This is a genomic window from Acidobacteriota bacterium (genome assembly GCA_018268895.1).
Taxonomy (GTDB): domain Bacteria; phylum Acidobacteriota; class Terriglobia; order Terriglobales; family Acidobacteriaceae; genus Edaphobacter.
On the sequence record JAFDVP010000001.1, the window covers coordinates 491,163 to 503,315 of the forward strand.

The 12,153-nt window shown below is 58.6% G+C and carries 10 protein-coding genes and 1 tRNA gene; 4 read left to right on the forward strand and 7 right to left on the reverse strand.

Features of this window, described 5'->3' with window-relative positions:
- Positions 1-58 precede the first annotated feature (58 nt).
- Positions 59-1,390 (forward strand): alkaline phosphatase family protein, encoded by a 1,332-nt coding sequence (locus JSS95_02175; protein ID MBS1798613.1) that lies wholly within the window; start codon positions 59-61, stop codon positions 1,388-1,390.
- Here the strand turns inward: JSS95_02175 and JSS95_02180 are convergent.
- The 7 genes from JSS95_02180 to JSS95_02210 all read right to left on the reverse strand — a co-directional run bounded on the left by JSS95_02180 (position 1,379) and on the right by JSS95_02210 (position 8,370).
- Entirely contained in the window at positions 1,379-2,932 is a 1,554-nt protein-coding gene (locus JSS95_02180; GenBank protein MBS1798614.1) for a glycosyltransferase family 39 protein, read from the reverse strand. The genes JSS95_02175 and JSS95_02180 overlap by 12 nt on opposite strands.
- An 88-nt stretch (positions 2,933-3,020) precedes the next feature.
- Positions 3,021-3,329, reverse strand: coding sequence for a DUF3467 domain-containing protein (locus JSS95_02185; GenBank protein MBS1798615.1), 309 nt, complete (start codon positions 3,327-3,329; stop codon positions 3,021-3,023).
- 30 nt (positions 3,330-3,359) lie between these two features.
- Positions 3,360-3,444 (reverse strand) — tRNA-Leu (locus JSS95_02190).
- Between the two features lie 153 nt (positions 3,445-3,597).
- Positions 3,598-5,124 (reverse strand): Do family serine endopeptidase, encoded by a 1,527-nt coding sequence (locus JSS95_02195; protein ID MBS1798616.1) that lies wholly within the window; start codon positions 5,122-5,124, stop codon positions 3,598-3,600.
- Between the two features lie 30 nt (positions 5,125-5,154).
- Entirely contained in the window at positions 5,155-6,453 is a 1,299-nt protein-coding gene (locus JSS95_02200) for a M56 family metallopeptidase (GenBank protein ID MBS1798617.1), read from the reverse strand.
- Positions 6,454-6,455: 2 nt separating this feature from the next.
- Complete coding sequence (locus tag JSS95_02205) at positions 6,456-6,854, reverse strand: BlaI/MecI/CopY family transcriptional regulator (protein MBS1798618.1); 399 nt, start codon at positions 6,852-6,854, stop codon at positions 6,456-6,458.
- 85 nt (positions 6,855-6,939) lie between these two features.
- The gene (locus JSS95_02210) at positions 6,940-8,370 is read right to left on the reverse strand and encodes an MFS transporter (GenBank protein MBS1798619.1); all 1,431 of its coding nucleotides are present in this window, start codon (positions 8,368-8,370) and stop codon (positions 6,940-6,942) included.
- A gap of 250 nt (positions 8,371-8,620) precedes the next feature.
- Between JSS95_02210 and JSS95_02215 the strand changes: the two genes are divergently transcribed.
- The 3 genes from JSS95_02215 to JSS95_02225 are packed head-to-tail and all read left to right on the forward strand — an operon-like array spanning position 8,621 to position 12,109.
- Entirely contained in the window at positions 8,621-9,919 is a 1,299-nt protein-coding gene (locus JSS95_02215; GenBank protein MBS1798620.1) for an MFS transporter, read from the forward strand.
- Positions 9,920-9,947: 28 nt separating this feature from the next.
- The gene (locus JSS95_02220; protein ID MBS1798621.1) at positions 9,948-11,489 is read left to right on the forward strand and encodes an ATP-binding protein; all 1,542 of its coding nucleotides are present in this window, start codon (positions 9,948-9,950) and stop codon (positions 11,487-11,489) included.
- Positions 11,486-12,109 carry a response regulator transcription factor gene (locus tag JSS95_02225; protein MBS1798622.1) on the forward strand — a complete coding sequence of 208 codons (624 nt, stop codon included), beginning with the start codon at positions 11,486-11,488 and terminating at the stop codon, positions 12,107-12,109. Before JSS95_02220 ends, JSS95_02225 begins: the two co-directional genes overlap by 4 nt.
- The last annotated feature ends 44 nt before the right edge of the window (positions 12,110-12,153 follow it).

A 12,153-nucleotide genomic window follows, 5' to 3' on the forward strand; every position in this document is an offset into this window, starting at 1 on the left:
TACAGGCGGAGACCGTAGAAGCGATTTACAACCGGAAGTTTAGAAGAGGAGTAAGAGGATGTTGCATCGTGTAACTGCGGCTCTTGCTGTATCGGTATTGGTAGGTGCCTGCTGCGCCAGTATGACTGCGCAGCCTTCAGGGCGAAAGGTTGTCGTGATAAGCCTTGATGCGTTTGGCGCGGAGAGCCTTCACGATCCCCAACTGCCCGCGCCAACGCTGCACCGCCTGATGAAGATGGGAGCCTATGCAACGTCGATGAAGCCGATCAACCCGACGGTGACCTGGCCGAACCATACATCGATGGTCTCCGGCGTAAACGCGAGCAGGCATCATGTGATCGTCAACGGCCTGATCGTGAACCAGAGGACGGACACGCCCCCGAAGATAGAGCCGCATACTCCCCGCGCGGAGCTTGTGGCCGTGCCGACAGTCTATGACGCCGCGCACAAAGCTGGTTTGGTTACGGCTGAAGTCGACTGGGTCGCGATTGAAAAGGCCGACGGCATTACGTGGAGGTTCACCGAATACTCCGATCCGCATGGGCCTATCGAGCGGGACCTGGTACAGCAGGGCGCAATGACCGAGGAGCAGCTTGCGCACTTCAACAAGCCATCGCAGGCCTGGCGCGACCGCATCTATACGCTTGCGGCTGTGGACATTATCAAAAAGCATCATCCCGACCTGATGCTGCTGCACCTGCTGGCGCTCGACAGCATTGAGCACCAGACGGGCTACGGGAATGACTCCGGCAGGAATACGATCGCCTTCCTCGACGACCGCGTGAAAGATGTGATCGACGCCGTACGCGAGGCAGGCGACCTGGATCGCACGACGTTCCTGATCGTCTCCGATCACGGCCAGATGAGTGTGCATAAGCATCTCAATGCAAACCTTCTCTTGAGGCAGTCTGGACTCCAGGGCGCTTCATCTGTAAATCCGACGTTTGCGATTCCTGAAGGCGGCTATGCGCTGCTGTACCAGAAGCATGCGACAGAGGAGTCCACGGACGCGCTGAAGGCGTTGTTTGCGGGGAAGGCCGGGGTTCGTGCAGCGCTGACCCCAACCGAGGCGTCGAAGGATGGCTGGCCTACTCCCGCCGAGACAAATCAGGCTCCAGACCTGTTGCTCTATGCGGAGAATGGCTACGCCTTCTCGGGCAACGCAGATCAATTCGCGGTGGATGCCAAAGAGACGGGTGCTCATGGATACCCGAACACCGAGCCGCTGATGAAAGAGATATTCATCGCGGCAGGAGCGGGAATCGAAAACAAGGGTGAGATCGCCGAGTTCAACAATGTCGATATCGCGCCGACGATCGCGCGGCTGCTCAACATTTCACTGACGAACGTAGACGGCAAGCCGCTGACGGAGATACTTTCAGCGAAGTAGCCGCATCGGCCGTGTTGGCCTCTCAAGCGAGGCGCTTACGGCCCGGGGAAAACGGAGGACAGCGGCCCACTCGCCTTTGCGATGTGTCTGCCAGACGACCTCTCCATGTAGCAATGCTGCGGCCTCCGACGGCGAAAGATCGTGGTGAAAGTCGAAGTACTTTGCGTCGGACTGGCGGTTCGCGCGGCCCAGGTTGATTCCGTTTTGCGGCTCCCATTTAGTGGAGAAGAGCAGTGCGGTGTCATAGGCCCCGGGGTCCTGGGCCGCTTGTTCGATCTGGTCAATGGCGAAGTTCTGAATGGACGCAACCTTCAGAGGATGAGAGACGTAGCCCAACTCCGGGCGCGACATCTCGGCGGTTGCAGGCCATGCGGAGAGGACCGTCGCCTGGGGATAGCGATGCTCGATCAGCGAGATGGCCTGCTTATGCAGGATGACCATGTCGCGGTACGTCAGGTTGTCTTCGGGCGCGAAGGCGTAGGGCGGGTTGATCCAGATGCCCGCGAGAAAAGCCACCCCACTGAACGCTGCCAATGCCCACCACTGTTTCAGATGCCTCTGCCATGTGGCGACGCACAGAAGAATGACGAGCGGATACATGGGCAGGAGATAGCGCGTAAGCAGCGCTCCGCCAAGCACGGAGAAAGCGACCCAGTTTGCCGCCAGTATCGTCGCAATCGCCGCGAGCGTGCGGCGCGGAAGTATCGCTGGCGTTGACGGCTTCACGGGGACAAACGATGCAGCGATCGCGCATACCACCGGCACGTACATATTCATATGTGCCGCAAGGTGCAGCAGCCGGTGCCACAGCGACAGCAGTATGCGGTGTACGCCGAAGTTGGCCGTGGCGTTGTAGCGGAGATACTCCGGGTTGCCGAAGATGAATCCCGTCTGGTGTCGATGGTATGCATACCAGGCCATCAGAGGAATCAATGGCGAGAGAAGCGAAGCAATCCAGAGTGCGTGTGCCCGCCGTTGCATGGAGACCGTGCGCGAGCGATAGAGAAGGACCGCTTCAAATGCCGCTAGTGCAGCCGGCGTTACAATTGCCGTCTCTTTTGAGAGCGCGGCGAGCGAGAACAGGCCCGAGACGAGTATCTGGTTCTCGGAGCTGGGTTCGAGGTAGAGGGCCAGCCCCCACAAGGTGAACGCGGCGGCGAAGATGTCGGCGTGCGCCAGCGTGCTCTGCGCAAACCAAATGGGATAGACCGCCGTCAGTACGGTCGTCGCGATAGCGGCAGGAGTGTTGAGCAACGACCTCGCAAGGCGAAAGACCGCCAGCAGCGCGGCTGCGGCGATCATCACCACCAGGGTGCGCGTTCCGCTGACGACGAATCCTGAAAGATGCCACCACGAAGCCAGAAGAATGGATGGCAGCGGCGGATGTGCGTTAGTCAGCGTCGTCTGCGGGATCAGCGATCCTGTGCGGAAAAAATCCCACGCGGCGGGAATGTAGTAGCCAGCCTCGTCCCAGAAGTAGGGAAGCCGCAGCAGCGTGATGTGCGACAGATAGATCGCTGCGAAGAACAGCGGGTACAGCATCCCTAGAGGAATGTCTGCAGGACCACGGCGGGTTCGGCTGCTGGGAGAGAATCTCACGCGCGGTTCGATATCGGGAAGTTGTTAAGGTTTAGTGGACTGGTCCGCCGGGCTGAGGCAGTTGCTGGTCGAGCGTAATGGTGCCGAAGGTCTGCTCATACTGAGCAAGATTGCTGCCCAGCACGTTGAACAATGCTTTGGCCTGCTGTGGGCTGAGGTAGATGCCCTGAAAGTTTTTTATGTTCAGCTCATCGGCCGACTCCTGCGTCATCGTGCCGAAGACAAGGAGAAAATCCCATACCGACATGCGAACCTGCACGCTGTTTGCGTATCCGTCCCTATAGTCCGGCGTTGCCGTCAGGTTGACCTTGGGTTCTGTAGGCGATTTTTGCTGGCTCATAGGTGTGCTTTCAAAGGGAAGAGGAGGTGATGGTGCGAAAGGGGGGACTTGAACCCCCACGGATTGCTCCGCCAGATCCTAAGTCTGGTGCGTCTGCCAATTTCGCCACTTTCGCGTGCTCAAAATCAATCTCTCAACCCTGCGTTGATGTCTATCGATCTGTATTCAATCCTAGCATCCAGCAATAAAACGGGGACACACGCGCAGGTCGGCCGTGTGTCCCTTGATAGCTTGCCAGAAGAAATGATGCAGGGGCCGCCCCTGCTGACTATCCGTTCTGTCCTTCAGGATGGATGGTGCGATAGCTTGCATTGCCCTTCGACCAGACCAGCAGAAGCAGGTCTTTGCCCGAAGCGTTCTGGTGCACCTGGTTCACGAACTGGTTGGCAGAGGCCGTCGGCTTGCGATCGACCTCCATGATGACATCGCCCGGCTGCAACCCAGCATCTTCTGCAGGGCTGCCAGGACGAACGCTCTGAACGATAGCTCCGCTCAGTTGATCGGGAGCGTTGATCTGCTGCTTTGCATCGGAAGTAAGGTCGCTGACGGCCAATCCCAGCTTTCCGCTCTGCGACCCGCCGCTATCGTCGTTGCTGGCTACGTCCGTGTTCTTCTGAAACTGCCCTAAGGTCAGGTCCAGCGACACCGGCTTGCCGTCGCGGCGTATGCCCAGATTGACCTTTGTGCCTGGAGTCAACTGGCTTACCGCCACCTGCAACGCACTTCCATTGGCAACCTTCTGTCCATTGATCGCGGAGATCACGTCGCCGCGGTGCAGCCCACCCTTGCTCGCGGGCGACCCCGGAGTGACCTGCGAGATGATCGCTCCCGAGGCCTCATCAAGGTTGAAGAAGCGCGAGTTGTCGGGCGTTACATCGTTCAGGCTGATGCCGAGATATCCATGTTCCACCTTGCCGTTCTTCATAAGCTGCTCAGCCGTCGAGCGGACGATCTGCGATGGAATCGCGAAACCGGCGCCGGCGAAGGATCCGCTGTTCGAGATGATGAAGGTGTTGATTCCAACAAGCTCGCCATGCGCGTTGACCAGAGCGCCGCCGGAGTTGCCGGGATTGATCGCGGCGTCGGTCTGGATAAATCCGCCAGGCTTACGCGCATCGTCCGAATAAGGATTCGGCCGGTTGACCGCGCTTACGATTCCGCGCGTGACGGAGAACTGGAAGTATCCAAATGGACTGCCGAAGGCAAGAACAGTCTGGCCGGGCTGAAGCTTCGAGGAGTCTCCCCAGGCGATGCTGGGCAGATTGCTTGCATCGATCTTTACCACAGCGAGGTCGGTCAGCTTATCGACGCCGATCAGCTTTCCCGACAGCACCCGCCGGTCATGAAGCGTGACCTTGATCTGCGTCGCTCCGTCGACGACATGGCCGTTTGTGACGATATATCCATCGGGCGATATGATGACGCCGCTGCCGATGCCGTGCTCCAACTGCGGCTGCTGCGGCATTCCGCCACCCTGGCCAAAGAACTGTGCAAAGCCGGGAGGAAGATTTTGCATCTGGTCCTGATCCATCGTCGCCCGCTCCTGGCTCTTTGCCGTGACCGAGATATTGACCACAGCCGGAGTCACGCGCGATGCTACCGACTCCATCGCCTGGTCGAGCGACGTCAGTGCCGAGACGCTGTGGTCGTCGAGCGGAGAGGCGGAGAATGCAGCGGCATGAACGCCTCCACTGCCGACAAAGATCGCGGCCCCCAGGGTGAAGGCCCCGGCAATTGCAGCCGGTACTGCGAACTTCCTTCCTTTTGCTACTAATTGATTAGTTGGTGCGGACATGACGGTGCCCTCCTCTGGGCGGTTTGGTAGTTAAAGTTGAATGACCAGCCAGCCGTTTCCAACAGGAACGGCTGCATAGGCGGACCCTGTTCTCTCCGAGATCGTGAGTGTCAGGCGCGGCTGAGCAAATTGCATATCCGATCCGGTAAGTATGAGCAGGTCCTGCGGCTCAGGTTTGTGCTGACGATGAACGATGTTTTTGACAACCGGAGCGCGATGCGAACGCTTGCGATCAACAGCGTTCGTCGAGGACTTTTGCGGCATCACTGCTTTCACCAACGTTGCCGAAGGCTTCTCGTCGCGTGTGGCGGGTAGAACGATCTCTGCTGACGATATCGCGGACGGCGCGAGAGCAACCGAGGCAGTCGGAGCGGAGAAGCTGACCAGTGCGGGCATTCGAGTCAGTGACACTGCCCCAACCGTCAGTCCTGCCAGAAAGACTCCGGCTACTGCATACCCCGCGGTGCGCCCCATGGTGCCGACAGGTCTCGACAGAATGCGCTGAACGCGATGGACCAGCTCCGGCCTTCTTCCCCACGCTCCCAGTGCAAGTGAGATGTTCCGGCGCAGCAACGATTGCTCGGCAAGGTTGGTGAGGCAGGAGGCATAAGCCTTGTGGGCCGATGTGGCGGCCAGCACACAGTCGTCGCAGGCAAGCTCGCGTTCCATGCAGAGCCGCCGCTCGATCCAGTTGAGCGCGGGGTTCAGCGGAAACAGGGCGAGACCGATCTTCTGCACAAGGTTCGTCCAGTCGTCCCAGCGCCGAAGATGTTCCATCTCATGCAGAACGATCTGTTCGCGCTCCTGCGACGAGAGCTGCGCGTCGATACTCTGCGGAAGCAGAATGCGTGGACGAAAGAACCCGGCTACGCTTGGCCTGTCGACCTCGGTTGAGGTGCACAGAGTTGCCCGCCTGCGCGCGCCGCGAAGCAATACCTCACAAGCCGCGTCAGGAACAACGGGAGAGGCTCCGGCTGCGATGCGCCGCAGTGAAACAGCGCTTCGGATAAGGCCTGTGATACGGGAGAGGGCAACGGTCGACCATACCGCCACAATGGCCACTCCCCAATACGCGTTGATGTGAAAGATATTCGCGGAAGCGGCAATCGATGGCCCGCCCCCTGTCCTGAGGGGCACAAGATGAAATGCGACTGCCGCAAGCATAACGGCAGCCCAGATGACGAAGCGGATGGAAGGCTTGAGACGCGGGCATAGATACAGCACAACGCCTACGCAGACGGTAAGCAATACGCCTTCGACAACGGCGTTAACCAGAGAAGAGGCTGCCGCTGCGGAATACTGCAACGCGGTTTCAAACAGATGCACCATTGTTAGAACTCCTCCGCTGGTTCGTCCGGCGCATTTGCAATCGCCTCCTTGAGGCGTTTGATCTCGTCTGGAGTGATCTCGTCATCGCCAAGCAGCGAAAGCAGCAGGCGCTCGCGCGAGTTGTCGAAGAAGCGTTGCAACAATTGCCGCACCTCCGATATGCTGGCATCGTTTTCGGCAACGCAGGGGCTGTAGAGAAAGGCGCGTCCATCCTGGCGGTGGCGCACATAACCTTTTTTCTCAAGAATGCGGATCGTCGTCAGGACCGACGTGTAGGCGAGCGGAACCGTATCCGACAGACCTGATACGAGATCGGATACGGCGGATTCGCCTCTCTCCCACAGAATCTTCATCAGTCGAAGTTCCGCTTCCGTCAGCGTGTTGGATCTCTTCGGCGGCATCGTTTCCTACTGGAGAGACGGTCAACTAATAAATTAGTTAGCAACTCAGCAAGCCAGTTTTAGTTTGTTGTCTTATCCGAAGCCGTTAGACCGGAGTGACTTCCAGCTCGTTATGAAGATGACCGCTGGTGGTCGATCCCGCATCGGGTGGCAGGCTAAGACTGTCGAAGACCGGTCCAAGCGACAGCACGGCGATGGCCAGAATCGCGAGCCGGAAGTCCAGAAGCTGGGGCATTGCGGCAGAGTGGCCACGCGCGTGCGCGATGAAGCGCAACGTGATGGCTCCCACCGCAACGCCCAGCCCCATGCTGAGCTGCATGACAGCACTCAGGAAGCCGTTGGCGCGGCTCATGCGCTCCGGGGTGATCTCGGAGTACGCGAGCGTCGTCATGCAGGTGAACTCGAGCGACCGGAACGCGCCGTGAAAGAACAGAATGGCGGCGATCAAAGCTGGAGGAGTCGCCGGACCGAGCGCGGCGCACGCCATCATCGACGCCGTCGTGATCAATCCGTTCATGATGAGAAGTCTGCGGAAGCCGAAGCGCCGGAGCAGTTGAATCACGACGGACTTCATGCTGAGGTCGCCAAGGAAGAGAGCGAGCAGATAAAGACCGGAGTGAAAGGCGCTCATGCCGAAGGCGATCTGAAACATGAGCGGCAACAGAAACGGAAGGACCGAGACTGAGATGCGGAAGAGACTGGCTCCATAAACAGAGAGAGAGTACGTCTTTAGCTTCATCGATTCCAGATCGATGAACGAAGTTGTGGGTCTGCGTCGCGCGATGACGATCGCTGCTACCCCGCTAAGAAGACTCAACAATAGAATCGCGACCGGGCCCTGCCAGTGTTGCCCCTCCGCTCCGAGTTTTTCCATGGCATAGACGGCGCCCGATGATGCCGCTCCGCCAAGCGCGAAGGTCAACCAGTCAAACGGATGGACCTCTTCGGCGCGAACGTTCTCAATCCAAAGCAGCGTAAGAACAAGGGCGGCGATGCCAAGGGGAAGGTTGAGGAAGAAGATCCAGTGCCAGCTCCAGTAGGTCGTAATAAAGCCGCCAATCGCAGGGCCCAGCACTAGAGCTGTAAGGCCCGGCCAGCTTATATAGGCGATGGCCTGCGCGAGCTGGTCCTTCGGCGTGTTGCGCAGTACGACCAGGCGGCCGACAGGAACCATCATGGCCCCGCCGATGCCTTGCAGGATGCGCATCAGCGTGAATTGTGTCAGCGTCTTTGAGATACCGCAGAGGAGCGATGCCACGGTGAAGATGACGATGGCCGATGCAAACACCGAGCGGGAACCGAAACGGTCGGCCACCCAGCCGCTGATTGGAATAAAGACCGCCAGTGTAAGCAAATATGCGGTCATACCAATGTTGAGGCTGACGGCGCCAACGTGGAAGCTGCGCGCCATCTGGGGAAGGGCGGTAGCGATAATCGTACCGTCGAGGTTCTCCATAAAAAATGCTCCCGCGATCAGCGATGTAACGTACAGCGGAGAGCGTTTCTTTGCAGTCATCCCTTAAGTTTACGAAATTACAATGGTTCCCGGTCCTCTACAGCGCGTTTTCATGATTTTTTGAAATTGAGATGGCAATTCGTTCCATCAACGCTCAGAGGCCATCCTTCCAACTAAGACATATAGCCCTTGCGCATGGTTCCCGCGCGCCGATACCATTCAGGTGCCATTCGGGTACCGGATGGTTCAGTTGCAACAAACTTGCAAACATATAGATAGAGACGGTCGCGTAGCGACTGTCAGGAGCATGATGTCCGACGAGCGTCGTACCAGGATCCGTTTTTTTCTTGCCTTCTGGCTCTTTGTTATCAGCGGTGTTGCCTTTCTCGACCGCACAAATATCACCATCGCCGGCCTTGAGATCAGCAGAGAGTATGGTCTGGGAGATCAGCGCCTGGGATGGATATTCAGCGCGTTTCTGATCGGGTACGCCGTCTTCCAAATCCCGGCCGGATGGCTTGCGGCACGCTTTGGGCCGCGAAAGGTGCTGACTCTCGGTGTCCTATGGTGGGGCGTTGCGACAGCACTTACCGCCATGCTGCCAACAGGAATCGCTCATGCCGTTCTACTTCTGATTACCATCCGCTTTGCCCTTGGAGCAGGCGAGGCGGTTGTCTATCCGGCAGCCAACCAGTTCGTTGCCCGATGGGTTCCGCTTGAAGAACGCGGCTTTATCAACGGGTTGATCTTCGCCGGTGTGGGAGCGGGAAGCGGGCTTACGCCGCCATTGCTCACCTGGTTCATTACCAATCAGGGATGGCGAGCCGCCTTCTGGTTCAGCGCCATTGTGGGCGTGATCGTCGGAGCAATCTGGTGGTACGCGGCACGCGATACTCCCGACGAGCATCCTGCCGTCTCTCAGGCAGAGCTGCGCAAGATACGCGACGGCCTGAGCTACACACCAGTCCAGACTGCGTCGCAAAATGCTGTCGACAAAGACGCTCCCATATCATGGCGGGCAATCCTGCATCGCCGCGACCTGCCCGCCCTGATGATCGGCTACTTCGCCTTCGGATATGTCGCGTGGATCTTCTTTAGCTGGTTCTTTCTTTACATGGTGCAGGTGCGCGGCTTCGATCTAAAGTCCAGTGCGCGCTTCGCCATGCTTCCGTTCCTGCTGATGACCGTCTGCTGCCTTGTAGGAGGCGTTCTCAGCGACAGGCTTACGACCCGTTTCGGACTTCGGGTTGGCCGCTGCGGTCTAGCTGCAGCCGCTCTCGCAATTGCTGCCGTCTTTCTGGTTCTGGGATCGCAGACGCACAGTCCGCAACTTGCCGGGTTTATTCTTGCGGGCGGCGGCGGTACCCTCTATCTCTCGCAAAGCTCTTTCTGGTCGGTCTCCAACGATATCGCGGGGCGAAGCTCCGGCGTCTTCTCCAGTATGGTCAACATGGGAGGACAGATTGGCGGGGCGGTCACTGCGTCGCTGACCCCGTGGATCGCCCACCGCTTCGGATGGACAACCTCCTTCGCCGTAGCGTCGGCGTTGGCCATTCTTGGCGCGATCTGCTGGCTCACCGTGCATCCAGAGAGACCGTTGGATGCGTAATGCGATTGCATTGTGCTAAGGGTTGCATATGACCGACAGGGGAAATCTCGCGCGAATGGTCTCGCTTCGGCTGTTCTGCCGGCTGATCGTTCTGCTTGCGCTGATACTCTCCGTGTCAGTCCTCGGCTACGCAGATGAAGGCTTGCCCCAGCCTGGCTCAATCGTTGCTGAACACCCGGTTCCAGAGACGGGCGACGGCGTTCGACAGATTTATCGCGACCAGCAGGGCGTACTTTGGGTTGCGACAGAAGGAAAAGTCGAACGGCTGACGAGGAACTCTCTCGAAGTCCTGCCGGCAGTTGGAGGCATCTCACCGGAGATCGTCGCTCCTTTTGCCGAGGACGGCAACGGAGGCATGTTCTTTATTACCTCCGATGGGCTGTTTCAGTGGGAGAAGGGGGCGGTTCGCCGGCTGCCTCTTCAGCTTGCGCCTGAGGACGCAGTGGTCGCCGTGTACCGCGATCCCCGGCAGCGTGTCTGGCTTGGAACTCGCACTGGTGTCTATGAACTGGTTGCGCGAAAGGCCAGCGTGTTCGCTCCATTGGCGCAACCCGCATACGAAGCGGTCCTTCATGCCAGTGTGCATGGTCCTGTCACTGCTTTGCAGGGAGATGCTGCTGGGAACCTGTGGATCGGCACAAGCTCAGATGGTTTGTGGCGCCTGGAGCGCGATGGCCTCGTCCGCGCCACCCCTGGCAGTCTCGAGAGCAGCGCTCCTCTCGAGACACTCAGCGATAAAGACCGCAGCAGCGCCGAAGCCCGCATTGTGAGCCGTCTTCCGTCGATCTATCAGAGCTTGTACTTCTATCTCGTTTTGTCGATCGCTATCGTTGCATTCTCTGTGTATCTTCTGCGGCGCAAGATGCAGTTGATGACCGGGCGACTGGGGATTGTGCTTGAAGAACGCAACAGAATTGCGTCGGAGTGCCATGACACTCTGATGGCGGGATTCGCCGCAATCTCATGGCAGCTCGAAGCCACTGCCAAACTGTTTCGCGACAGCGGAGCGGAGACCACTCCGGCTGCGAAGTCGTGCGATCTTGCGCGCAGTATGGTCTCGCACTGTCAGGCCGAGGCGCGCCGCATCATCTGGGACCTGCGCGACACCGGCGAGGTCACAGATGTCCTCTCGCAGGCATTGTCGCGCGCTCTCTCTGCAAGCCATATCCAGGCCGCCATCGAGACGACACTCGATGTCGAGGGCGACGAAGTCCATCTCGCACCGGGCTGCGTGCATCACCTGGTCTGCATCGGTCAGGAAGCCGTATCGAACGCAATCCGTCATGCAAAGCCCTCGCATATCCTGGTGAACCTTCGCTATGACAGCGATGCTCTCTCTCTTTCCATTCGCGATAACGGACACGGATTTCTCCCTGCCGATCGTGCGGCCTCGCGTCGAGGACACTTCGGCATTCCCGTTATGGAGGAGCGCGCGCGCAAGCTCGGCGGAAGCCTTCGCATTCAAACCTCTGTTGGCGCAGGAACCGAAGTGATGGTCAAGGTCGCTTTCAATGCCATGCAGCAACCAGTTAATGAGCAACACCATGTGATACGTTGGATTGGGATATGAAGCAGATTCGAGTTCTTCTGATCGAAGACCACTTTTTAGCACGCATCGCTCTTCATTCGGTGCTTTCAGGGCACCCTCAGATACAGATTGTGGGCGAGGCAGGCGACGGGGAACTCGGTATCTCCATGTACCGGCAGTTGCGTCCGGACGTCGTGGTGCTCGATCTGCGGCTTCCGCGCGTCAGCGGCTTCGATGTCATCGTTGCCCTGCGCAAGGAGTTCCCCAGTGTGCGCATCGTCATCCTCTCCAACTACCACGGCAGCGAAGATGTCTATCGCGCCGTGCGCAATGGAGCGATGGCCTACCTGACAAAGGACGCGAGCGGCGAGGAGCTTCTCAGCGCCATTCAGAGCGTCGACCGCGGACTGCGCTACCTGCCTCACGGTGCGCTTGACCGGCTGGCCGAGAGAATGCCCTCTGTCGACTTGACGCCGCGCGAAGCCGAGGTGCTGGCCTGCATCACCCAGGGGCGCAGCAACCGCGAGATCGCCGAGGACCTGAAGATCGCCGAGAAGACCGTCCGTATCCATGTCAGCTCGCTTTTGGACAAAATGGGGGCCCGTGATCGCACGCAGGCAACTATTTATGCACTCCAGCGGGGACTAGTTCACCTCGATTGATTAGCTCAACTTATTTATTTTCATTAACTTGGAATAAAATTAAG